This is a genomic window from Pseudomonas morbosilactucae (assembly GCF_023241715.1).
GTDB lineage: Bacteria > Pseudomonadota > Gammaproteobacteria > Pseudomonadales > Pseudomonadaceae > Aquipseudomonas > Aquipseudomonas morbosilactucae.
In genome coordinates this window covers 33,550-55,026 of sequence record NZ_JALQCW010000013.1, presented here as the reverse complement: position 1 = coordinate 55,026, position 21,477 = coordinate 33,550, and the positions used below count along the sequence as shown (strand labels likewise).

The 21,477-nt window shown below is 62.2% G+C and carries 20 protein-coding genes and 1 pseudogene; 12 read left to right on the top strand and 9 right to left on the bottom strand.

Going from position 1 to position 21,477, the window contains the following annotated elements; all coding sequences use genetic code 11:
* Nucleotides 1–20 precede the first annotated feature (20 nt).
* Nucleotides 21–281 (bottom strand): annotated as a pseudogene (locus tag M1B34_RS07340) (ArsC/Spx/MgsR family protein); the annotation flags it as partial.
* A gap of 126 nt (nt 282–407) precedes the next feature.
* Here M1B34_RS07340 and M1B34_RS07335 point away from each other — a divergent pair.
* On the top strand, nt 408–875 hold the full coding sequence (locus M1B34_RS07335) for a TlpA disulfide reductase family protein (RefSeq protein WP_268261658.1): 468 nt from the start codon (nt 408–410) through the stop codon (nt 873–875).
* A gap of 56 nt (nt 876–931) precedes the next feature.
* On the opposite strand, the gene M1B34_RS07330 is transcribed toward M1B34_RS07335, so the two are convergent.
* From M1B34_RS07330 to M1B34_RS07315, 4 genes are all read right to left on the bottom strand, one after another.
* Nucleotides 932–1,336: an META domain-containing protein gene (locus M1B34_RS07330; RefSeq protein WP_268264771.1), complete on the bottom strand. Its 405-nt coding sequence runs from the start codon at nt 1,334–1,336 to the stop codon at nt 932–934.
* Nucleotides 1,333–1,770 carry a hypothetical protein gene (locus M1B34_RS07325; RefSeq protein ID WP_123328409.1) on the bottom strand — a complete coding sequence of 146 codons (438 nt, stop codon included), beginning with the start codon at nt 1,768–1,770 and terminating at the stop codon, nt 1,333–1,335. The genes M1B34_RS07330 and M1B34_RS07325 overlap by 4 nt, the downstream gene beginning before the upstream one ends.
* A gap of 90 nt (nt 1,771–1,860) precedes the next feature.
* On the bottom strand, nt 1,861–2,850 hold the full coding sequence (locus M1B34_RS07320) for a 2-hydroxyacid dehydrogenase (RefSeq protein ID WP_268264770.1): 990 nt from the start codon (nt 2,848–2,850) through the stop codon (nt 1,861–1,863).
* 71 nt (nt 2,851–2,921) lie between these two features.
* A complete protein-coding gene (locus M1B34_RS07315; protein WP_268261654.1) occupies nt 2,922–5,675 on the bottom strand; it encodes a response regulator in 2,754 nt (917 codons plus the stop codon).
* A 218-nt stretch (nt 5,676–5,893) separates the two neighbouring features.
* Between M1B34_RS07315 and M1B34_RS07310 the strand changes: the two genes are divergently transcribed.
* The 7 genes from M1B34_RS07310 to M1B34_RS07280 all read left to right on the top strand — a co-directional run bounded on the left by M1B34_RS07310 (nt 5,894) and on the right by M1B34_RS07280 (nt 14,182).
* Nucleotides 5,894–6,616, top strand: a complete 723-nt coding sequence (locus M1B34_RS07310; protein WP_268264769.1) for a response regulator transcription factor — start codon at nt 5,894–5,896, stop codon at nt 6,614–6,616.
* Nucleotides 6,603–7,964, top strand: coding sequence for a sensor histidine kinase (locus M1B34_RS07305; RefSeq protein WP_268264768.1), 1,362 nt, complete (start codon nt 6,603–6,605; stop codon nt 7,962–7,964). The genes M1B34_RS07310 and M1B34_RS07305 overlap by 14 nt, the downstream gene beginning before the upstream one ends.
* Nucleotides 7,965–8,093: 129 nt before the next feature.
* Nucleotides 8,094–8,996: a cysteine synthase CysM gene (cysM, locus tag M1B34_RS07300; protein ID WP_123328404.1), complete on the top strand. Its 903-nt coding sequence runs from the start codon at nt 8,094–8,096 to the stop codon at nt 8,994–8,996.
* Complete coding sequence (rlmD, locus tag M1B34_RS07295; protein WP_268264767.1) at nt 8,996–10,348, top strand: 23S rRNA (uracil(1939)-C(5))-methyltransferase RlmD; 1,353 nt, start codon at nt 8,996–8,998, stop codon at nt 10,346–10,348. The genes cysM and rlmD overlap by 1 nt, the downstream gene beginning before the upstream one ends.
* A gap of 121 nt (nt 10,349–10,469) precedes the next feature.
* Entirely contained in the window at nt 10,470–12,713 is a 2,244-nt protein-coding gene (gene relA, locus M1B34_RS07290) for a GTP diphosphokinase (RefSeq protein WP_268261651.1), read from the top strand.
* Nucleotides 12,714–12,782: 69 nt separating this feature from the next.
* Nucleotides 12,783–13,616, top strand: a complete 834-nt coding sequence (gene mazG, locus M1B34_RS07285; protein ID WP_268264766.1) for a nucleoside triphosphate pyrophosphohydrolase — start codon at nt 12,783–12,785, stop codon at nt 13,614–13,616.
* A 26-nt stretch (nt 13,617–13,642) separates the two neighbouring features.
* A complete protein-coding gene (locus M1B34_RS07280) occupies nt 13,643–14,182 on the top strand; it encodes a DUF2058 domain-containing protein (RefSeq protein WP_123328400.1) in 540 nt (179 codons plus the stop codon).
* A 48-nt stretch (nt 14,183–14,230) separates the two neighbouring features.
* Here M1B34_RS07280 and M1B34_RS07275 read toward each other — a convergent pair whose 3' ends face one another.
* From M1B34_RS07275 to purM, 4 genes are all read right to left on the bottom strand, one after another.
* Nucleotides 14,231–14,419: a hypothetical protein gene (locus M1B34_RS07275; protein ID WP_123328399.1), complete on the bottom strand. Its 189-nt coding sequence runs from the start codon at nt 14,417–14,419 to the stop codon at nt 14,231–14,233.
* Between the two features lie 283 nt (nt 14,420–14,702).
* Nucleotides 14,703–15,416, bottom strand: coding sequence for a DUF3108 domain-containing protein (locus tag M1B34_RS07270; protein ID WP_123328398.1), 714 nt, complete (start codon nt 15,414–15,416; stop codon nt 14,703–14,705).
* Nucleotides 15,417–15,424: 8 nt separating this feature from the next.
* Nucleotides 15,425–16,087 carry a phosphoribosylglycinamide formyltransferase gene (gene purN, locus M1B34_RS07265; protein ID WP_123328397.1) on the bottom strand — a complete coding sequence of 221 codons (663 nt, stop codon included), beginning with the start codon at nt 16,085–16,087 and terminating at the stop codon, nt 15,425–15,427.
* Entirely contained in the window at nt 16,087–17,145 is a 1,059-nt protein-coding gene (gene purM, locus M1B34_RS07260) for a phosphoribosylformylglycinamidine cyclo-ligase (RefSeq protein ID WP_123328396.1), read from the bottom strand. The genes purN and purM overlap by 1 nt, the downstream gene beginning before the upstream one ends.
* A gap of 384 nt (nt 17,146–17,529) precedes the next feature.
* Between purM and M1B34_RS07255 the strand changes: the two genes are divergently transcribed.
* The 4 genes from M1B34_RS07255 to M1B34_RS07240 all read left to right on the top strand — a co-directional run bounded on the left by M1B34_RS07255 (nt 17,530) and on the right by M1B34_RS07240 (nt 21,446).
* Entirely contained in the window at nt 17,530–18,564 is a 1,035-nt protein-coding gene (locus M1B34_RS07255) for a DUF2066 domain-containing protein (RefSeq protein WP_268264765.1), read from the top strand.
* Nucleotides 18,565–18,601: 37 nt separating this feature from the next.
* A complete protein-coding gene (locus tag M1B34_RS07250) occupies nt 18,602–19,675 on the top strand; it encodes an AI-2E family transporter (protein ID WP_268264764.1) in 1,074 nt (357 codons plus the stop codon).
* 230 nt (nt 19,676–19,905) lie between these two features.
* Complete coding sequence (gene hda / locus M1B34_RS07245; protein ID WP_007898944.1) at nt 19,906–20,610, top strand: DnaA regulatory inactivator Hda; 705 nt, start codon at nt 19,906–19,908, stop codon at nt 20,608–20,610.
* A 212-nt stretch (nt 20,611–20,822) separates the two neighbouring features.
* Complete coding sequence (locus tag M1B34_RS07240) at nt 20,823–21,446, top strand: C40 family peptidase (protein ID WP_123328393.1); 624 nt, start codon at nt 20,823–20,825, stop codon at nt 21,444–21,446.
* The last annotated feature ends 31 nt before the right edge of the window (nt 21,447–21,477 follow it).

Sequence of the window (21,477 nt, the reverse complement as noted above, 5' to 3'; positions counted from 1 at the left end):
CGCTCCATGAGTTTTGGATGCTCGGCGATGGCGGCGATCAACTGGCTTTCACTGAGCTCGGTATCGGCCAGGTTCAGGGCCTTGTACTCGTCTTCGCCGTTGCGCAGCAGTTGCCGGGCGCTGATCCCGAGCTTGGCCAGCAGGCGTTGCAATTGCTCGGCATCCAGCGGGGTTTCCAGGTAACGGACCACGGTCGGGGCCAGGCCACGTTGCTCCAAAAGCTCCAGGGCGGCACGGGATTTCGAGCAACGCGGGTTGTGATAAAGCGTCAGATCGGTCATGAGCGGGTCGCATCTTGCGTAAGGTGGCGGCTATTCTACCTGCGCGGCGGGCCCTGCTGAACCGTGGGAGGCGATGGGTCGCAGCCGCAATAAGTTTCAGATCATTTTTCAGACAAGGAACAGCGCATGACAAGGCAACTGGCGGCGGCACTGGCGATTTTCGGCACCCTGCTGCTGAGCGGCTGCGGCAACGATTACGGGGTCGACCAGCATGGCCAGAAGGTCTCGGCCGAGCGCGTGGACAAGCACTGGCTGGTGCTCAACTACTGGGCGGAGTGGTGCGGCCCGTGCCGGACCGAGATTCCCGAGCTCAATGCCCTGAGCGAACAGCTCAAGGGGCAGCCGGTTACGGTATTGGGGGTCAATTTCGATAATGTGCAGGGCGAGGAATTGAAAAGCGTCAGTGAAAAACTGGGCATCAAATTCACCGTACTGGCCCAGGACCCTGCGGAACACTTCGAACTGCCGCGCAGTGAAGCACTACCCGTGACCTTCATCATTGATGACAAGGGCAAGGTGCGTGAGCAGCTGATGGGGGAACAGACGGCCGCCGGAGTGACCGCCAAGCTGCAGGCGCTGCGTAGCGCCCAATGACCTTTCGCCGTCAGCCGCCCTGGGTGAACCCTGGGGTGGCTGACGGCGAATGTCCTTCAACCTTCTTCGAGCCACCAGCGCAGCGGCTTGCCTTCGGCTGGCCAGAAACGCAGTTGGTCGATCGGCGAGATGTCCCAGCGTTGCACCCCTTGCAGGGCTTGCAGGAACCGCCGCTCTTGCTCCATCAGGGCCGGGGCGCACAGTTTGCGGGTGCTGCCGACCTTGCCGAAGCTGAGGCTGTCGCCGTCTAGGTTGTACGGTGCGAACCAATGATTGCAGCCGCCGTTGCCATAGGCGCGGCCATCGGCGCCCAGGGTGATGGTCAGGTGGCTGTTGTCGATCAAGGGCCGTGCGCCGATCCACTCCAGCACATAGCTGCGGTCCTGTTGCGGCTTGACCGGCTCGGCGGCACAGCCGAAAAGGCCGAGGCCTAGGGCCGTGGCGAGTAACAGGCGTTTCATGAGGCCGCTCGCTGGCATTTCGGGCAGCGATGGTGTTCACCTTCGCTGGCCCAGCCCAACTCGGCGATTCGCGCGCTGGCGGCCGGTTTCTGGGCTTTGTTGCCAAGCTTGGCGTCCACCGCGAACTCGAAATTCAGTTGGGTTTCGCAGCTGTTGCAGTTGACTTGCCACTGGTGAATCGCCAGTTCGCCAAATACCGGGCCGCGAGCCACGGCCACCCATTGCCCCACCGGGTTGATCAGGTGGCGCACCGTTTCCACGGTCAGGCGCATGGACAGGTCCTTGCTGCCCTTGAGGGTGACGATCAGTACGTCGTCGTTGCGGATCGAGCCGCCGTTGCCGGTGACTTGATAGCGGCCCGGTACCAGGGCGCGGCATTCAATAAGGGTGTGTTGCGGGTTCATCAGGCTGTAGCGGAAATCGTGTTCGACCATGGGTCCTCCAAATCTGCGGCGTATGCTAGCACGCGCTTCCGTGCCTAAGGTTGCAGCCAGGCGACCTTCGATCAGCCCGGCGCGGCAGGCTCAGCCATGCACCAGGTTCTGCGCCTGGCCTGCGGCCCAGGCGGCGATGTTGTGCAGGGTGGTCTCGGCAATGGCGGCCAGGGCTTCGCGGGTCAGGAAGGCCTGGTGCGCGGTGACGATCACGTTGGGAAAGGTCAGCAGGCGGGCCAGCACATCGTCCTGCAACGGCAGGTCGGAGCGGTCCTCGAAAAACAGCTGGGCCTCTTCTTCATAGACGTCCAGGCCCAGGTAGCCCAATTGACCGTCCTTCAGGGCGTCGATCAGCGCCGGGGTGTCCACCAGGCCGCCGCGTCCGGTGTTGATCAGCATCGCCCCGGGTTGCATGTGGGCCAGGCTCTGGCGGTTGATCAGGTGCTTGTTGTCGGCGGTGAGGGGGCAATGCAGGCTGATGATCTGCGATTGCGCCAACAGCTCCGGCAGCTCCAGGTACCGGGCGCCGAGGGCCTGGACTTCAGGGTTAGGGTAGGGATCGTAGGCCAGCAACTGGCAGCCGAAGCCGGCCATGATCCTGGCGAAGGTGGCGCCAATCTGCCCGGTGCCGACGATGCCCACGGTTTTGCCCACCAGGTCGAAACCGGTCAGCCCATGCAGGGTGAAATCGCCCTCGCGGGTGCGGTTGTAGGCGCGGTGCAGGCGTCGGTTCAAGGCCAGGATCAGGGCCACGGCGTGTTCGGCCACCGCGTGGGGCGAGTAGGCCGGCACCCTGACCACACTCAGCCCCAGGCGTTTGGCAGCCAGCAGGTCGACGTGGTTGTAGCCGGCCGAGCGCAGGGCGATCAGGCGGGTTCCGCCGGCCGCCAATTGTTCCAGCACAGGGGCACTCAAATCATCATTGATAAAGGCGCAGACCACTTCATGGCGCTCGGCCAGGGCGACCGTGTCGAGGCTCAAGCGCGCCTCTTGAAACTGCAAGACGATGCCCGGCGGTTGCTCGGCCGCGAGAAAGCTGTCGCGGTCATAGGTCTGGCTGCTGAAGAGGATCGTGCGCATGTGTTCATCCTTGTCACGTGAGGGGGCCATAGCATGCCGGTGCCCGGTCGCACCGGCATTGCCATGGGTCATCAGGCGTTGATCCGGGCCTCGCTCGCCAGGCGCTGGATGGCCTTGTCCAGCTCATCCAGGGCTGCCGGGGCCTTAATGTCTTCTTGCTTGAGCAAGGTCTCGCTGCGCTGACAGGCGGCGCGCAATTGCGGTACGCCACAGTAGCGCGTGGCCCCGTGCAGGCGGTGCACGCGTTCGATCAGGGCATTGTGGTTGCCGGTGCTGCGGGCGTTGCGAATGGCTTCGCGGTCGGCCTCCAGCGAGGCCAGCAACATGGCCAGCATGTCCGCCGCCAGATCGGCCTTGCCGGCCGCCAGGCGCAAGCCTTCCTCGGGGTCCAGCACCAGCAGTTCGGAACCGCTGCCGTGGAATTCGCTGGTGCGCTCCGGGCCCTGGTTGCGCAGGGCCAGGCCGGTCCACTTCAGTACTACCTGGGCCAGTTGCCGTTCGCTGATGGGTTTGGTCAGGTAGTCATCCATGCCGCTTTGCAGCAGGGCGCGTTTCTCGTTGGCCATGGCGTGGGCGGTGAGGGCGACAATAGGCAGCGGTGTGCCGTGGCGCTCGCTTTCCCATTGGCGGATCGCCTCGGTGCTTTGGCGGCCGTCCATGCCCGGCATCTGCACGTCCATCATCACCAGGTCGAACGATTCGGTCTGGATCGCCTTGAGTGCGGCATAGCCGCTGTCCACCGCCAGCACCTTGGCCCCCATGTCTTCCAGCAGGGTCTGCACCAGCAGCAGGTTGGCCGGGTTGTCATCGACGCACAGCACTCGCGGGGCGCGGCTGGACAGGGGCTCACCCGGCTCGTTGCGCACCTGGCGCGGGATCACCAGGTCGGAGAGCGCGCGTCGCAGTTTGCGGGTGCAGGCGGGCTTGGCCTGCAACTGGCTGTGGGGGTTGGGCACCGTCAACTGGAACAGCGTTTGCTCGGTGGTTGGGCACAGCACCAGGACTTTGCAGCCCAGGTGTTCCAGGTCCCAGATGTGCTGGCTCAGGCGCTCGGGCGGCATGTCGTTGCTGGTGATGCCCAGCACCGCCAGGTCGATGGCCTGATCGGTCTGATGCACCCCGGTGATGCCATTGGCCAGGGCTTCCAGGGTGTTGAACGGGATGACGTCCAGGCCGCAGTCTTCCAGCTGGTGTTGCAGCGCCTGGCGGGCCAGTTCGTGATTCTCCAGGACCGCCACTCGACGTCCCAGCAGCGGCGGGGCGGGCAGGTCTTCGGCATCGTCGCGGGTTTTGGGCAGGCTTAGGCTGATCCAGAATTCGGAGCCTTCGCCCGGGGTGCTGTCGACGCCGATCTCGCCGCCCATCTGTTCGATCAAGCGCTTGGAAATCACCAGGCCCAGCCCGGTACCGCCGGGTTGGCGCGACAGGGAATTGTCGGCCTGGCTGAAGGCCTGGAACAGGGCGCGCACGTCCTGGCTGGACAAACCGATGCCGGTGTCCTGGATGCTGATGCGCAGTTGCACGCTGTCTTCATGCTCCTCTTCGAGCATGGCGCGGGCGACGATGGTGCCTTCGCGGGTGAACTTGATGGCGTTGCTCACCAGGTTGGTAAGGATCTGCCGCAGGCGCAGCGGGTCGCCCACCAGGGACAGCGGCGTATCGCGGTAGACCAGGCTCACCAGTTCCAGCTGCTTGGCGTGGGCGGCCGGGGCGAGGATGGTCAGGGTGTCTTGCAACAGGTCCCGCAGGTTGAAGGGGATACTGTCGAGCACCAGCTTGCCGGCTTCGATTTTCGAGAAATCGAGGATTTCGTTGATGATTCCCAGCAGGTTGTCGGCGGACTTTTCGATGGTGCCCAGGTAATCCAGCTGGCGTGGGGTCAGTTCACTTTTCTGCAGCAGGTGGGTGAAGCCCAGGATGCCGTTGAGCGGAGTGCGGATTTCATGGCTCATGTTGGCCAGGAACTCCGACTTGATGCGGCTGGCCTCCAGGGCCTCCTTGCGCGCCAGGTCCAGCTCGATGTTCTGGATCTCGATGGTTTCCAGGTTCTGGCGCACGTCTTCCGTGGCCTGGTCGATGCTGTGCTGCAATTCTTCCTGGGCGTTTTGCAGGGTGCTGGCCATGCGGTTGATGCCGGACGCCAACTCGTCGAGCACCTGGCTGCCCAGGGGCGGCAGGCGGGTTTGCAGATTGCCGTCCTTGAGTTGGGCCACCGCCTGGCTGATTTTATTCAGCGGGTCGTTGATGGTGCGGCCCATGCGCAAGGCCAGCAGCGCGGTGCAGGCCAGCCCGGCGATGATCAGCAGCAGGCTGGCAAACAGGCTGCGGTACCCGCGCAGCAGCATGCCGCTGTGGGACAACTCCAGTTCCACCCAGCCCAGCAGGCGATCGGCTTCGTCGGGAATCAGCTCGCCGGCCAGGTTGCGGTGCCGGCCGAACACTGGTAGCAGGTAACGGGTCGCATCGCTGCCGGTGCGCTGCATCATGTGGTTGCCGTTACCCAGCGGTGGCTGATTGAGCATGCTCGGACCGGCATGGGCCAGGAGCGTGCGATCGGCGGCGAGAAAAGACACGGCGCGCACGTCCTGCTGTTCCAGGGACTGGGTGGCGATGCGCTCCAGCACGTCGGCATTTTTGTTGCCCATGGCCGGGGCCACCAGGGGCGCCAGTTGTTCGGCAATCATTTCACCGCGTTGCAGAAGCTGGGTTTGCAGGTCCGAGAGCTGCATCCAGGTGAAGTAGCCACCCAGCACCACGGCCATCAGGCTGGTTGGCAGCAAGGTCAGCAACAGCACGCGGCCTTTAATCCCCAGTTTCTTAAGCACCCAACTCTCCCGCTACCACAGTGTTTTCAAAGGATTGGCAGGCTTCGCATCCTGCGCCACCTGCGCAGTGTAGCGATTTGCGGGGGCGTGATCCCGGCAAATTGATCCGGGGTGGCCGCTACCGGCGGGCGGTTTGTCCGGGTGGGACTCCGGCACCGGTTGATCGCTTTCGGGCAATCACGAATAATCGCGTAATTGAGAATGACTTGCAGAAGCTAATGACACCCGTACCTATTGGTCAGCCCCGTATCCTGGCGATTGAAGATGATCTGGTGCTCGGCGCCTACGTGCACGAGCAATTGGTTCACTGTGGTTTTGACGTGACTTGGTGCCAGAACGGCCAGGAAGGCCTGGGACTGGCCCGCCGTGAAGCGTTCGACGTGGTGTTGATGGACATCCTGCTGCCGGGCATGAACGGCTTGGCGGTGCTCACCCATTTGCGCCAGAGCCATTCCACCCCCGTGGTGCTGATGTCGGCCCTGGGCGCGGAGGCCGATCGCATCAGTGGCTTTCGCCTGGGCGCCGACGACTACCTGCCCAAGCCCTTCAGCATGGCCGAGTTGCGGGTGCGTATCGAAGCCATTCTGCGGCGCGTGGCCCTGGATCGTCGGCCCATGCCGCTGCCGTTGCCCAGTGATGCGCAAAGCCTGCGTTTTGACGATGAGCTGTGCGACGTGTACTTCGCCGAACAGTGGGCCGGGCTGACCCGCAGCGAATACCGTCTGCTGGAAACCCTGCACCGCAGCAGCGAAGAGGTGCTCAGCAAAGCCTTCCTTTATCAGCATGTGCTGCAGCGCGGTTATGCGCCCCACGACCGCAGCCTGGACATGCACGTCAGCCAGATTCGTCGCAAGCTCAAGGCGGTCGGCTATGCCGAGCGTGAAGTGCGCACAGTCTGGGGCAAGGGTTATGTGCTGAGTGCCGTCGATGAAATGCTCTGATTTGCCCGGCAGGCATTCGCTGTTCTGGAAGCTGGCGTTTCTCTTGGTGGGCTTTTGCCTGCTGATGATCTGGCTGAGTTGGTCCTGGGGGCGTTATGTGGAGCAGCGCAACCTCTACCTCTCCGACGATGCCCATCGCACCCTGAACCGTTACGCGCAAGCGGCGGAGCAAGCCTGGAATCGCAGTGGCCGTGACGGCGTCGATGCCTGGCTGCAGCGCATGAGCCAGCGGGAAAGCACCTGGATCGGCGTCATCGGCGGCGACCTGCAGTCCCTGGGTAATCAGCCGTTGCGCTGGCAGGACGTGCAGCGCCTGACCTTCTTGCGGGGCATCGATTGGCCGGTCAGTCGGCACACCCGCGGTTTGCCCTGGCTGAAAATCCCCTTCCCCGATGACCCGTCCGCCGGCAGCCTGGTGATCGAACTGCCCCAGCGTTTTATGCCTGGGCGTTATCGGGTGTTTTGGCAGGCCATCACCAACGGAGTGATTCCCGGGGTCTTTACTCTGTTGCTGTGCGTGGGCCTCTACCGTCTGCTGGTGGTGCCCCTCAATCAACTGCGTGAGCAGGCCAACGCCTGGCGGGCCGAGCAGTTGACGGCACGCGTGTCCCATCAAACCACTCAGCGCAAGGATGAACTGGGCGAACTGGGGCGGGCCTTCGACCAGATGTCCGAGCGCCTGCAAAGCACGGTGCTGGTGCAGCAGCAGTTGTTGCGCGACCTGTCCCATGAATTGCGCACGCCCCTGAGCCGCCTACGGGTGGCCTGCGATGGCGAACAGAGCCTACCGGCCTTGCGTGAGCGCCTGGGGCGCGAGGTGGATGGCATGCAGCGCCTGGTGGAAGACAGCCTGCAACTGGCCTGGCTGGACACCGAGCGTGCGCCGCTGGCCGAAGAACGGATCCAGGTCCAGGCCTTGTGGGAAATGCTCAGCGAGAACGCCTGCTTTGAAAGCGGCTGGTCGCCGGGGCAACTGAGCTGTGAACTGGACGCGTCCTGCTGGGTGCGCGGCCACCTGAATACCCTGGCCCAGGCCCTGGAAAATATTCTGCGCAACGCCATTCGCCATTCACCGCCGGGGGGCGTGGTCAGCCTGGGCGGTTACCGGGACGGCCAATACTGGAACCTGTGGCTGGATGACCAGGGGCCGGGGGTGGCCGAGGAAGAGTTGGAGCGAATCTTCGCTCCGTTTACCCGCCTGGATGGTTCGCGCCCGGGCAATGGCGGCTTTGGCCTGGGCCTGAGCATTGCGCGCAATGCGGTGCAGCGCCAGGGTGGGTATCTGTGGGCCGAGAACACCGGCCATGGGCTGCGCCTGCACATGCGCCTGCTCGCCGCTGATGCCTAGGCGCAGGCTTAATAGTGAGAGGTTTTTTGCTTATATCTTTCAGCGATAAGTCCCGCACTTTGCGTGATATGGCCGTCGCACGTTTGCCGGTATGATAGTCGCCCCCGCAGTCTGGATTGCGAATACGCCATGACCTTGCAGTACCCCACCATCGCCGATTGCGTCGGCAACACTCCGCTGGTTCGTTTACAGCGCCTGCCCGGCGCCACCAGCAACACCCTGCTGCTCAAGCTCGAGGGTAATAACCCGGCGGGTTCGGTCAAGGACCGTCCGGCACTGTCGATGATTACCCGCGCCGAGTTGCGTGGGCAGATCCAGGCGGGCGACACCCTGATTGAAGCGACCTCGGGCAACACCGGCATCGCCCTGGCCATGGCTGCGGCGATCAAGGGTTACAAAATGATCCTGATCATGCCCGACAACTCCAGCGCCGAGCGCAAGGCGGCCATGACTGCCTATGGCGCCGAGCTGATCCTGGTCAGCCAGGAAGAGGGCATGGAAGGGGCCCGGGACCTGGCCGAGCGCATGCAGGCCGAAGGTCGCGGCAAGGTGCTCGACCAGTTCGCCAATGGCGATAACCCGGAAGCCCACTACACCGGTACCGGCCCGGAAATCTGGCGCCAGACTCAAGGTGGCATCACCCATTTCATCAGCTCCATGGGCACCACCGGCACCATCATGGGCACCTCGCGCTACCTGAAAGAACAGAACCCCGAGGTGCAGATCGTCGGTCTGCAACCCATGGAAGGTTCGGCTATCCCCGGCATCCGCCGCTGGCCCGAGGAGTACCTGCCGAAAATCTACCAGGCCAGCCGCGTCGATCGCATTGTCGATATGGCCCAGAGTGAAGCCGAAGACGTGACCCGGCGCCTGGCCCGTGAAGAAGGCATCTTCTGCGGCGTGTCGTCGGGCGGTGCGGTGGCGGCCATGTTGCGCCTGTCCCGCGAGCTGGAAAACGCAGTCATGGTGGCGATCATCTGCGACCGTGGCGATCGTTACCTGTCGACCGGCATTTTCGATGCGCCCAACTGATGGCTAAGCACGAGAGAGGCCTGCGCTTCCAGCCTTCGGGCGGTAGTCGGGCCCCGCAGATCCCCGTCGGTAAAAAACAGCGCCTGAGCATTGAGCGTCTGGCCAACGATGGGCGCGGCATTGCCTTCCTGGAAGGCCGTACCTGGTTCGTCACCGGCGCCCTGGCGGGTGAAGAGGTCGAAGCCCGGGTGCTGGGTGCCCATGCCAAAGTGGTGGAAGCCCGCGCCGAACGGATCTTCAGTGCCAGTGATTTGCGGCGCCCCGCGCCCTGTGCCCACGCCGGCCGTTGTGGTGGCTGCAGCGTGCAGCACCTGCCCCACGACGAACAGCTTGCCCTGAAACAGCGCATGCTCGCCGAGCAATTGTCGCGGGTGGCCGGGGTTGAACCCGAGGAGTGGGCGGCGCCTTTGAGCGGCCCCGAGTTCGGTTATCGACGGCGCGCCCGCGTGGCCGTGCGGTGGGACGCCAAGGGCAAGAAGCTTGAGGTGGGATTCCGTGCCGCCGGCAGCCAGGACATCATCGCCATCGACGATTGCCCGGTGCTGGTACAGGCATTGCAACCGATCATGAGCCGCTTGCCGGCCATGCTGCGACGCTTGAGCAAACCTCAGGCCCTGGGGCATGTGGAACTGTTCAGCGGTTCGGCGATTGCCGTGCTGTTGCGGCACATGGCCCCGTTGTCCGAGGCGGACCTGACCATCCTCAAGGAATTCTGTGCCTTTCATGAGGCCCAGCTGTGGCTGCACGGTGAAGGTGAGCCGCAACCGGTGGACCCGAGCCAGCCCCTGGGCTATCGCCTGGAGTCCTGGAACCTGCAACTGGCCTATCGGCCGGGGGATTTCGTGCAGGTCAATGCCGGGGTCAATGAAGCCATGGTCGCCCAGGCACTGAACTGGCTGGCGCCCCAGGCGCATGAGCGGGTACTGGATCTGTTTTGCGGGCTGGGCAACTTTGCCCTGCCCCTGGCCCAGGCTGTGCAGCATGTGGTGGCGGTGGAAGGCGTGGCAACCATGGTGGCCCGCGCTGCAGACAATGCGGCTAGTAATAATTTGCATAACACGCAGTTTTTTCAGGCCGATTTATCCCAGCCCCTGGGGGCTGCCGAATGGGCCAGCGAGGGCTTTTCTGCGGTACTCTTGGACCCACCCCGCGACGGTGCTTTCGAGGTGGTTCGCCAGCTTGCGAGCCTCGGCGCCAAGCGGTTGGTTTATGTGTCATGCAACCCTGCAACTTTGGCGCGTGACACGGTCGAATTGGTCAAACAGGGCTATCGGTTAAAACGTGCCGGGATCCTCGATATGTTTCCTCAGACGGCGCATGTCGAAGCCATGGCGTTATTTGAAGCAAGCTAGGATGGCTTGTCTAATCCGACTGGCCCGCCAGGCAACGTTCGTAGGCCCTGCGAGCAGGCACTGGCAACGAAGGTCAGCGATTTGACGCATTGAATGTGCGTCGTAGGGAAGGTAAAGCAACATGGTACAGGTGAGAGCGCACCAGCCGATCAACACCGACGGCAGTATCAATCTCGAGGCATGGCTCGATCATGCGGTCAGCGTCGACATCGCGCTGGACCGTGAAGCCTTGAAGGAGGCCTGCGAGTTCGCTCGTGAGGCCGAGCAACAACACAATGCGGCGAAGAATCTCTGGGCCGAAGGCACGTCGAGTTTTCGCACGGGGCTGGAGATCGCCGAGATTCTCGCGGACCTCAAGCTGGACCAGGATTCGCTGCTGGCCGCGGTACTTTACCGTGGCGTGCGTGAAGGCCAGATCCAGTTGCCGGCGGTCAGCCAGCGTTTTGGTCCGGTGGTCGCCAAGCTGATCGACGGCGTGCTGCGCATGGCCGCCATCAGCGCCAGCCTCAGCCCTCGCCAGTCCCTGGTGCTGGGCACCCAGGCCCAGGTGGAAAACCTGCGCAAAATGCTGGTGGCGATGGTCGACGACGTACGCGTGGCGCTGATCAAGCTGGCCGAGCGCACCTGCGCGATTCGTGCGGTGAAAACCGCCGACGACGAGAAGCGCAACCGGGTCGCCCGCGAGGTGTTCGACATCTATGCGCCCCTGGCTCACCGCCTGGGGATCGGCCATATCAAGTGGGAGCTGGAGGACCTGTCCTTCCGCTACCTGGAACCCGACCAGTACAAACAGATCGCCAAGCTGCTGCACGAGCGGCGCCTGGACCGCGAGCGCTTTATCAGCGACGTGATGAACCAGTTGCAGAACGAGTTGCAGGCCACCGGCGTAGACGCGGATATCAGCGGCCGGGCCAAGCACATCTATTCCATCTGGCGCAAAATGCAGCGCAAGGGGCTGGAGTTCAGCCAGATCTACGACGTGCGCGCCGTGCGGGTGCTGGTGCCGGAAATGCGCGATTGCTACACCGCGCTGGGGATCGTCCACACCCTGTGGCGGCACATCCCCAAGGAATTTGACGACTACATCGCCAACCCCAAGGAAAACGGCTACCGCTCGCTGCACACCGCGGTGATCGGTCCCGAGGGCAAGGTGCTGGAAGTGCAGATCCGTACCCACGCGATGCACGAAGAGGCGGAGTTGGGGGTCTGTGCGCACTGGAAGTACAAGGGCACCGACGTCAAATCCGGTTCCAACCATTACGAAGAGAAGATCTCCTGGCTGCGGCAAGTGCTGGAATGGCACGAGGAGCTGGGCGACATCGGCGGCCTGGCCGAGCAGTTGCGGGTGGATATCGAGCCGGACCGGGTGTACATCTTCACCCCTGATGGGCACGCGATCGATTTGCCCAAGGGCGCCACGCCGCTGGACTTCGCTTACCGGGTGCACACCGAGATCGGCCACAACTGCCGGGGCGCGAAGATCAACGGGCGCATCGTGCCGCTCAACTACAGCCTGCAGACCGGCGAGCAGGTGGAGATCATCACCAGCAAGCACGGCACGCCGAGCCGTGACTGGCTGAACCCGAACCTGGGCTACGTCACCACGTCCCGAGCGCGGGCGAAGATCGTCCACTGGTTCAAGTTGCAGGCGCGGGACCAGAACGTCGCTGCCGGCAAGACCCTGCTTGAGCGCGAACTTAATCGCCTGGGCTTGCCTCAGGTGGACTTCGACAAGTTGGCCGAAAAGGCCAACATGAAAACCGCCGAGGACATGTTTGCCGCCCTGGGGGCCGGTGACCTGCGCCTGGCGCAACTGGTCAACCTGGCCCAGCAATTGGTCGAGCCGGAGCGTGGCAACGAACAACTGGAACTGATTCCACGCAAGGCCGCCGGTTACAAGCCGGGCAAGCGTGGGGATATCCAGATCCAGGGCGTGGGCAACCTGATGACCCAGATGGCCGGCTGCTGCCAGCCGCTGCCCGGGGACGCCATCGTCGGTTACATCACCCAGGGGCGTGGCGTGAGCATTCACCGTCAGGACTGCGCCTCGGTGTTGCAATTGGGCGGGCGCGAGCCCGAGCGGATCATTCAGGTCAGCTGGGGCCCGGTGCCGGTGTTGACCTACCCGGTGGACATCATCATCCGCGCCTACGACCGTTCCGGTCTGCTGCGAGATGTGTCCCAGGTGTTGCTCAACGAGCGGATCAACGTGCTGGCGGTCAACACCCGCTCGAACAAAGAGGACAACACCGCGTTGATGTCCCTGACCATCGAGATTCCGGGGCTGGACGCGTTGGGGCGGTTGCTGGGGCGTATTTCCCAGTTGCCGAACATCATCGAGACCCGTCGCAACCGGACGCCGTAGCCATCCTCTGTGGCCGTTGTCGCACTCCGCGACGACGGCCATGGCCATGCCTGTGAAATGGATCAATCGATGTACAGCCTTGAAGACCTGCTGCACCTCATGGCACGCCTGCGCGACCCGCAATACGGCTGCCCTTGGGACATCAAGCAAACTTACGCCAGCATCGTCCCCCACACCCTTGAAGAAGCCTACGAAGTCGCCGATGCCATTGAGCGCGGAGATTTTGATCACCTGCAGGGTGAGCTGGGCGACCTGCTGTTCCAGGTGGTGTATTACAGCCAGTTGGCCCGGGAAGAGGGGCGTTTCGAATTCGACGGGGTGGTCGACAGCATTACCCGCAAGCTGATCCGTCGCCATCCCCATGTGTTTCCCACTGGGGACTTGTACGCGCCGCTGGACATTGCGCGGCTCGACGAGGAGCAGGTCAAGCAGCGCTGGGAGGAGATCAAGGCCGAGGAGCGCGCCGAGAAATCCGAGGCGCCGCTGCAGTTGTCCTTGCTCGACGATGTGCCCACGGCGTTGCCAGCCTTGTCGCGCACCGCCAAGTTGCAGAAGCGTGCGGCCCAGGTCGGGTTTGACTGGCCCCATGCCTTGCCGGTGGTGGACAAGGTCCGGGAAGAGCTCGATGAAGTGTTGGAGGCCATGGCCGACAATGACCCGGCCGGGGTCAGCGATGAGTTGGGGGACTTGCTGTTTTCCGTGGTCAATCTGGCCCGGCACCTCAAGGTGGACCCGGAGACGGCCTTGCGCGGCGCCAACGCCAAGTTCGAAAGACGTTTCCGATTTATCGAGCAGGCATTGCGTGACACCCGCCGCCCAATAGAAGATTGCACCCTCGAAGAGTTGGACGCCCTGTGGGGTGAAGCCAAACGCCAGGAAAAGAATTTGCCCAGCTGTGGCTGAGGCCGTTGCCTAAGTGAGTAAGCATCATGAGCATTTCCCTTCGCGACCAGTTGCTCAAAGCAGGGTTGGTCAACCAAAAGCAGGCCAAGCAGGTCAGCAAAGACAAACAGAAGCAGCAGCGCCTGGCCCACAAGGGGCAGATTGAGCTGGATGATTCCCAGCAGCGCGCGGCCCAGGAGGCCATGGCCGAGAAGGTCAAGCGCGACCAAGAGCTCAACCGCCAGCAGCAGGAGAAGGCCGAGCAGAAGGCCCGCACCGCCCAGATCAAGCAACTGATCGAGGTGTCGCGCCTGCCCAAGCTAACCACCGAGGACTACTACAACTTCGTCGACGACAAGAAGGTCAAGCGCCTGTCGGTGAACACCCTGATGCGCAACAAGCTGAGCAGCGGCTCGCTGGCTATCGTGCATCACGGTGGCGGTTACGAAGTGATCCCCCGTGAGGCGGCGCTGAAGATCCAGGAGCGCGACCCACGACGTATCGTGCAGCTCAACGAGCCAACCGAGGCGCCGGACGAGGACGATCCGTACGCGGCCTACCAGATCCCTGACGATCTGATGTGGTAAAACGACAAACCCCGCTTATCAGCGGGGTTTGTGCTTTCAAGTCGGTGATTATTGAGTCTGGCTGGCGCGGTTTTGCTCTTGCAGCTCCAGCTCAGCCTTGTAGCTGTGGGCATCGCTCTCGGAGTGGAACATGCCGACCAGCAAGTCTTGTTGATGCACATCCCAGATCCGTACACCCGCGGCTACGCCTTCATGGGACATGTGTGAATCGTCGCGTTCAGTCACTTTTACAGTCATCTGCTAGCTCCAATCTCTGTTGATCTGCAGCAAGGCGTGTGCAGGACTCCGTTATATGTTTTGTTAGCTGGCTAAGTAAATCGCCTGGATTTGCAACAGTCCTTTGCAGGATTTGCGACAGTGCTGCAGCCCGCGCAAACCGTGACATTTGGTCGCAGGCACGAAGGTTTCATGACAAAAGTTTCATCTTCAAGCTCGCTAAACGGGTATGTGCGAGGCAAAAAAAACGCCGCTTGCTCTGGAAGAGAAGCGGCGTTTTTCTTAACGAACGGACCGTGTTGCGTTAGCTGCCTTTGACGGCCTTGCCGTTGACGGTGCCGTTGAGGAGCATGATGTTGTACTCCTTGCCGTCGGTTTCGACCTGTTGCAGGCGTACCAGCAGGTAGTCCCAATCTTTGGCGAACCACATCACGGTGATGCGTTTGCTTTGTGTCGGGTCGCGAACCCGCTCAACCTTGATCGCTTCGATCTGGCCAGCTTTGGTGTCGACTTTCTCGGTGCCCAGGACGCGGAAGTCATAGGTGTCGACTTCGCCGCCATCAACCACCTGGTAGCTCATGCTTTTCTTGCCGGCTGCCACGTCGTGCTGCAAGGCCAGTTGGTAGGTGGACTTATCCACCATGCCCCGGTTCAGTGGCAGCTTGACCGGGTCGCCGCGATCGGTGCCGGTGACCATCTTGGCGGTCCAGTCGAAGTCCAGGTCGGCTTTCTTGGCTTTGCCCAGGCCGCCGCGCTCGAAGTGGTAGGACTGCGGCAGGAGGGTGTCCTTGTCCAGGGTCAGGGTGCTTTCTTCACTCAGGCTGGCGATCATCATCGAGGCCTTGAAGCTGAGCTTCCAGGCACCGTTGCTGGATTTTTCCAGGCTACGTTCAGCCGTGCCGCTCATCGGCAGTTGTTTCCAGTCGGCGGTGTAGCTGGCGGAGAAAGGTTGAAGGTCTGCCGCCTGCACGAGGGGCAGGGCGAACAGAGCGCAAGCGAAGAGCAGGGCGCGACGCATAAAATCTCCTAGGTTCGAATCAAGTGGCCGCTGGCGGCCAGTAACTGACCATCCAGTAAAGCGCCCTGGTCGCCGAGGGTCAGTCGGCCTTCGGCAAACCAGCGTACGGCCAGGGGATAGATCTGGTGTTCCTGAACGTGTACCCGCTGCGCCAGACTCTGGGGCGAGTCGTGCAACTCTACCGGGATCACAGCCTGTACGACCAGAGGCCCGCCATCGAGTTCCTCGGTGACGAAGTGCACGCTGCAGCCGTGCTCCGTGTCGCCGGCCTCGAGGGCGCGCTGATGGGTGTGTAACCCTTTGTATTTGGGCAGCAGCGAAGGGTGGATATTCAGCAGGCGGCCTTGATAGTGGCGCACGAAATCAGCGCTGAGGATGCGCATGAATCCGGCGAGCACTACCAGCTTGGGGGCAAAGGTGTCGATCAGCTCGATCAGGGCGTGGTCGAAGGCCTCGCGGCCTTCGAATGCCTTGTGATCGAGGAAGCGGGTAGCGATTCCCGCGTCCTGGGCGCGCTGCAGCCCATAGGCGTCAGCGCGGTTGGAGATCACGGCAGCGATGCGGACCGGACTGTCGTCGGTCCGCGCGCTGTCGATCAGGGCTTGCAGGTTACTGCCGGTGCCCGACAGCAGCACCACAACATCACAGGTCGGCGACTTCCGCTCTTGCATCAGTGTGCCTTGAGGTTTTTCAGCTCGACTTGGGCAGCGCCTTCGGCCGCTGTAGCGATCTGGCCGATGACCCAAGGTTGTTCGCCGGCTTCACGCAGGGTGTTCAAGGCGATTTCAACGTGTTCCTGGGCTACGCAGATGACCATGCCTACGCCGCAGTTCAGGACGCGGTGCATTTCGTGCTCGTCGACGTTGCCTTGCTCTTGCAGCCAGTCGAAGACCGCCGGGCGCTGCCAGCTGGCGACGTCAACCACGGCCTGGGCACCTTTTGGCAGAACGCGTGGAATGTTGTCCAGCAAGCCGCCACCGGTGATGTGGGCCATGGCTTTGACCGCGCCGGTGTCCTTGATCAGCTTGAGCAGTGGCTTGACGTAGATGCGGGTCGGGGCCATCAGCAGCTCGGTCAGCGGCTTGCCGTCCAGCTGGATGTTTTCGATGTCGGCGCCTGCCACTTCGATGATCTTGCGGATCAGCGAGTAGCCGTTGGAGTGCGGGCCCGAGGAAGGCAGGGCCAGCAGGGCGTCGCCGGTGGCCACTTTGGAGCCGTCGATGATTTCCGATTTTTCCACGACGCCAACGCAGAAGCCGGCCAGGTCGTAGTCTTCGCCTTCGTACATGCCTGGCATTTCAGCGGTTTCGCCGCCCACCAGGGAGCAGCCGGACAGTTCGCAGCCGGCGCCGATGCCGGTCACGACCTGGGCAGCGGTGTCGACGTTGAGTTTGCCGGTGGCGTAGTAGTCGAGGAAGAACAGCGGTTCGGCGCCGCAGACCACCAGGTCATTCACGCACATGGCCACCAGGTCGATGCCGATGCTGTCGTGTTTGTTCAGGTTCAGGGCCAGGCGCAGCTTGGTGCCGACGCCGTCGGTGCCGGAGACCAGAACAGGTTGTTTGTAGCCGGCCGGGATTTCGCAGAGGGCGCCGAAACCGCCCAGGCCGCCCATGACTTCCGGGCGCGCAGTGCGCTTGGCCACGCTCTTGATGCGTTCGACCAATGCTTCACCGGCGTCGATGTCTACACCGGCGTCTTTGTAGCTCAGGGAGGGTTGCTTGCTCATGATCCAGGCCTTTAGGGGGGATTCAGGGGGTATCGACCGAACCCAGTGAGACCGCCGAACCAGTGCAGGCGGGATCGCCGCTTGCGAGTTTCAGGGTGCCCAGCTGTTGCCGGTCTGCGAAGGCGCGCGATTTTATCAGGCTTGAGGGGCAGCGGCCATCCTCGGGCGACGGGCAGGGGCATATCCCGGCAAAAAAACTGTATTTGCTTGTATTGCCAGTCTCCTGCCGCGTCCTAAAAGGTATAGCCTCTAACCGGCTATCGTTATGACAGCACGAAATCTTTCAGCGGACCTGTGAATGTTTTGCCGGGCCGAGTGGTCACAGGCTTGCGCAACCCGCTTTACGGGTTCGGTTTCAATGGTTTTTGTCGTCGGGAATTCTCCATGCGTCTGGGTCAATTTTTAGTTGTGGGCTGTTTGTCATTGGTCAGCCTGGCGAGTCACGCCGAAACCCTCAATGGCCTTTATCAAGTGCGCGAGCCTGTCAGCAGTCAGGCTCCCGAGGAGCGCGATCAGGCGACCCAGCGTGCCGTGGAAACCCTGGTGCTGCGCCTGACCGGCGATGCCAAGGCTGCCCAGGGGCCGGGCCTGGCAGCGATCCGCAAGGACCCGCAGCAGATCATCAGCCAATACGGTTACGACGCCGGGCCGCCAGAAAGCCTGCAAGTGGATTTCGACCCGGTCAGTACCGACCGTGCCTTGCGTCAAGCAGGGCTGTCGTTGTGGGGCAGCAATCGGCCGTCGATCCTCGCTTGGTGGTTGAGTGATTCGACCGAGGGCTCGAGCCTGGTGGGAGATGGTCAAGCCAGCGCCGCGCCGTTGCGGCGTGCCGCGCAGCATCGCGGGTTGCCGTTGCGCCTGCCGCTGGGTGACCTGAATGAGCAAATCGTGGCGACCGCGCCAAACCTTGAGGGGGCCGACCCTGCGCCATTGCGTGATGCTTCCGAGCGCTACGGTGCCGACGCCTTGCTGGCAGTGCATGCGCGGGAAGAAGGTGGGCAATGGCAGGCCAAGTGGCGCCTGTGGCTGGGCGATCAGAAGGAACAGGGTTCCGTGCAGGGCGCCGATACCGCAGCCCTGGCCGATGCCGTGTTGTTGGCGGTGAGCCAGCGCCTGGCGCCGCGCTTTGTCACTAAGCCGGGGGCCTCAAGCGAGCAGTGGCTTGAGGTGCAGGGCATGACGCTGGAGCGTTACGCCACCTTGGGGCATCTGCTGGAGCCGTTTGGCGCGCAACTGCGCAGCGTGGATGGGGATCGTATTGTCTACCGCCTCAACGGCAGCCCTGAACAGCTGCGAGCGCAGTTGTCCCTGGCCAAGCTGCAGGAGGTGCCGCCGGGTGAAGTTGCCGCGCCTCCGGCCGAGGGGGAGGGTACAGCGCCCGCCGCTGCACCTGCCGGGCAGTTGCATTTCCGTTGGTAGTGGTTTGTTTCCTTATATATAGAAGCGGGAGTGGTTCATGACCGATACGCGTCGTTGGGTCTGGTTGGGCGTGGTCGCCCTGTTTTGCGCGTTTGTGTACCTGTTGCATCCCATCCTCACGCCCTTCCTGGTGGCGCTGCTGTTGGCCTACCTGTTCGATCCCCTGGTGGATCGCCTGGAAAAGCTCGGCTTGTCGAGGACCTGGGGCGTGGTGGCAGTGTTCGCACTGTTTACCCTGATTGTCATGACCTTGCTGCTGGTGCTGGTGCCGATGCTGGCCAAGCAATTGATCCGGCTCTATGAGCTGGCGCCGCAGATGCTCGACTGGTTGCAGCACACCGCGATGCCGTGGGCGCAGTCCAAGCTGGGGTTGTCGGACGGCTTCTGGAAGTTCGACAAGGTCAAGGCTGCCATCAGTGAGCACATGGGCCAGACCACCGATATTGTCGGCGTGGTCCTGAGCCAGGCCACGGCGTCGAGCCTGGCCTTGATCGGATGGCTGGCCAATCTGGTGTTGATCCCGGTGGTGAGCTTCTACCTGTTGCGCGACTGGGACCTGATGATGGCCAAAATCCGCAGCCTGTTGCCCCGTGACCGTGAAGAACGCGTGGTGTCGCTGGCCGGAGAGTGCCATGAAGTGCTGGGCGCCTTTGTCCGCGGGCAACTGCTGGTGATGGTGGCGCTGGGCATGATCTACGCCGCAGGGCTGATGCTGGTGGGTCTGGAGTTGGGGCTGTTGATCGGCTTGATCGCGGGTCTGGCGGCTATCGTGCCTTATATGGGCTTTGTCATTGGCATTGGTGCGGCGTTGGTGGCCGGGCTGTTCCAGTTTGGTGGCGACCTGTACCCGATGATCGGCATCGTGGCGGTGTTCATGGTTGGCCAAGCGCTGGAAGGCATGGTGCTGACGCCGCTGTTGGTGGGCGACCGTATTGGCCTGCATCCGGTGGCGGTGATCTTCGCCATTCTGGCGGGGGGCGAGCTGTTCGGCTTTACCGGGGTCCTGCTGGCGTTGCCGGTGGCGGCCGTGATCATGGTCCTGGTGCGTCATGTGCATGACTTGTACAAGCACTCGGATCTTTACAGTGGGGTTGAAGAGCCTGATCTGTAACGGCTTTTGATCCTCCTGTGGGTGGCAGCCGGGCTTGGCCCCGGGTTGCCACGGCGGGCCTGGGGGCTGTCACATTTGCGCTCGGCCATTCTCCGGGCAGCCCTTGCAGCCAACGCAAACCTTTGATTTTGCTTGTGGTCTGCTGCATTGTGCGCCCGGCGTCACGGGTATAAACTTTGCAAACTTTACACAGAGGCCACTAACGGTTCGTTTCGAACTGTTCAGTCAGCATGAAACCGATTCAGCTGCCCCTAGGTGTGCGTCTGCGTGATGACGCCACCTTCATCAACTACTATCCAGGCGCCAATGCCGCTGCACTCGGCTATGTCGAGCGGCTTTGCGAAGCCGACGCCGGCTGGACCGAAAGTCTGATTTACCTCTGGGGCAAGGATGGGGTGGGGCGTACTCATTTGCTGCAGGCGGCGTGCCTGCGTTTCGAGCAGTTGGGTGAGCCGGCGGTGTATCTGCCTTTGGCGGAGCTTCTGGATCGCGGTATCGAGATTCTCGACAACCTGGAGCAGTACGAACTGGTCTGCCTGGACGATCTGCAAGCGGTGGCGGGCAAGGCGGATTGGGAAGAGGCACTGTTCCATCTGTTCAACCGCCTGCGCGACAGCGGCCGACGTTTGTTGATTGCAGCTTCGACCTCGCCGCGGGAGCTGCCGGTCAAGCTGGCGGATTTGAAGTCCCGACTGACCCTGGCGCTGATTTTCCAGATGCGCCCGCTCTCCGATGAAGACAAATTACGTGCCTTGCAGTTACGCGCATCCCGTCGCGGCCTGCACCTGACCGACGAAGTCGGGCATTTTATTTTGACCCGTGGCACTCGCAGCATGAGCGCCTTGTTCGAGCTGCTTGAGCGCCTCGATCAGGCTTCGTTGCAGGCGCAGCGCAAGCTGACGATTCCCTTCCTCAAAGAAACCCTGGGCTGGTAAAACCGCGGCCTCCAGCGATGTTTCGACATATTTCAGGCGTCAGAAAAATCGCTTCCGGAGAGGTTTCCAGAGGCGTTTGGCTAGAAAATGGGCTTAAAGCCTTAGATGCAAAGCAGAAACTCATAAGTCACATTTAGATCGATTGAATTTGCAAATGAGGGCGATAGGAGGCATAGTCGCGGCTTCTTTTATTTCAAGCCACGGTCGTGCCCATGCTAAATCGCTTCGCACCCCTCGTGCCTCTCGCACTCGTTACCCTGTTGTTTGGTTGCGCTTCTCACACTCCAGTGTCCCAGCAGCAACAAGCACCACAGGTTCAAACCAGCGTCAAAAATCAGTCTTCCCTGGTCTATCAGGAAGAAGTCGCCACTGAAAAAGAACTGGCTGAATTCGCTGATAACAAGCCTTATCAGTTGCCTGTTCTGGCCGATAGCATCCTTGAGCGTGGCATGTCCCTGATCGGTACCCGTTACCGTTTTGGCGGCTCCTCGGAAGCCGGCTTTGATTGCAGTGGTTTCATCGGTTATCTGTTCCGTGAAGAAGCCGGCATGAACCTGCCGCGCTCGACTCGCGAAATGATCAACGTCGACGCGCCATTGGTTGCCCGCAACAAGCTGCAACCGGGTGACCTGCTGTTCTTCGCTACCAACGGTCGCCGTGGTCGTGTCAGTCACGCCGGGATCTACCTGGGTGACGATCAGTTCATCCACTCCAGCAGCCGCCGTAGCGGTGGCGTTCGGGTAGACAGCCTGGGCGACACTTACTGGAGCAAGACCTTCATCGAAGCCAAGCGCGCACTGGCGATGGCACCGACCGTGGTCACCGCACGTAAATAAGCAGGCATTTTGTAAGGCGAACTTAAAGTCT

Coding starts and splice junctions, on each gene's coding strand:
- M1B34_RS07330 (WP_268264771.1), bottom strand. CDS start 1,336: ATGAAACGCCTGTTACTCGCCACGGCCCTAGGCCTCGGCCTTTTCGGC.
- M1B34_RS07325 (WP_123328409.1), bottom strand. CDS start 1,770: ATGGTCGAACACGATTTCCGCTACAGCCTGATGAACCCGCAACACACC.
- purN (WP_123328397.1), bottom strand. CDS start 16,087: ATGCAAGAGCGGAAGTCGCCGACCTGTGATGTTGTGGTGCTGCTGTCG.
- hda (WP_007898944.1), top strand. CDS start 19,906: ATGAAACCGATTCAGCTGCCCCTAGGTGTGCGTCTGCGTGATGACGCC.
- M1B34_RS07240 (WP_123328393.1), top strand. CDS start 20,823: ATGCTAAATCGCTTCGCACCCCTCGTGCCTCTCGCACTCGTTACCCTG.
- M1B34_RS07280 (WP_123328400.1), top strand. CDS start 13,643: ATGAGCATTTCCCTTCGCGACCAGTTGCTCAAAGCAGGGTTGGTCAAC.
- purM (WP_123328396.1), bottom strand. CDS start 17,145: ATGAGCAAGCAACCCTCCCTGAGCTACAAAGACGCCGGTGTAGACATC.
- M1B34_RS07310 (WP_268264769.1), top strand. CDS start 5,894: ATGACACCCGTACCTATTGGTCAGCCCCGTATCCTGGCGATTGAAGAT.
- relA (WP_268261651.1), top strand. CDS start 10,470: ATGGTACAGGTGAGAGCGCACCAGCCGATCAACACCGACGGCAGTATC.
- M1B34_RS07305 (WP_268264768.1), top strand. CDS start 6,603: ATGAAATGCTCTGATTTGCCCGGCAGGCATTCGCTGTTCTGGAAGCTG.
- cysM (WP_123328404.1), top strand. CDS start 8,094: ATGACCTTGCAGTACCCCACCATCGCCGATTGCGTCGGCAACACTCCG.
- M1B34_RS07320 (WP_268264770.1), bottom strand. CDS start 2,850: ATGCGCACGATCCTCTTCAGCAGCCAGACCTATGACCGCGACAGCTTT.
- rlmD (WP_268264767.1), top strand. CDS start 8,996: ATGGCTAAGCACGAGAGAGGCCTGCGCTTCCAGCCTTCGGGCGGTAGT.
- M1B34_RS07255 (WP_268264765.1), top strand. CDS start 17,530: ATGCGTCTGGGTCAATTTTTAGTTGTGGGCTGTTTGTCATTGGTCAGC.
- M1B34_RS07335 (WP_268261658.1), top strand. CDS start 408: ATGACAAGGCAACTGGCGGCGGCACTGGCGATTTTCGGCACCCTGCTG.
- M1B34_RS07270 (WP_123328398.1), bottom strand. CDS start 15,416: ATGCGTCGCGCCCTGCTCTTCGCTTGCGCTCTGTTCGCCCTGCCCCTC.
- M1B34_RS07275 (WP_123328399.1), bottom strand. CDS start 14,419: ATGACTGTAAAAGTGACTGAACGCGACGATTCACACATGTCCCATGAA.
- M1B34_RS07250 (WP_268264764.1), top strand. CDS start 18,602: ATGACCGATACGCGTCGTTGGGTCTGGTTGGGCGTGGTCGCCCTGTTT.
- mazG (WP_268264766.1), top strand. CDS start 12,783: ATGTACAGCCTTGAAGACCTGCTGCACCTCATGGCACGCCTGCGCGAC.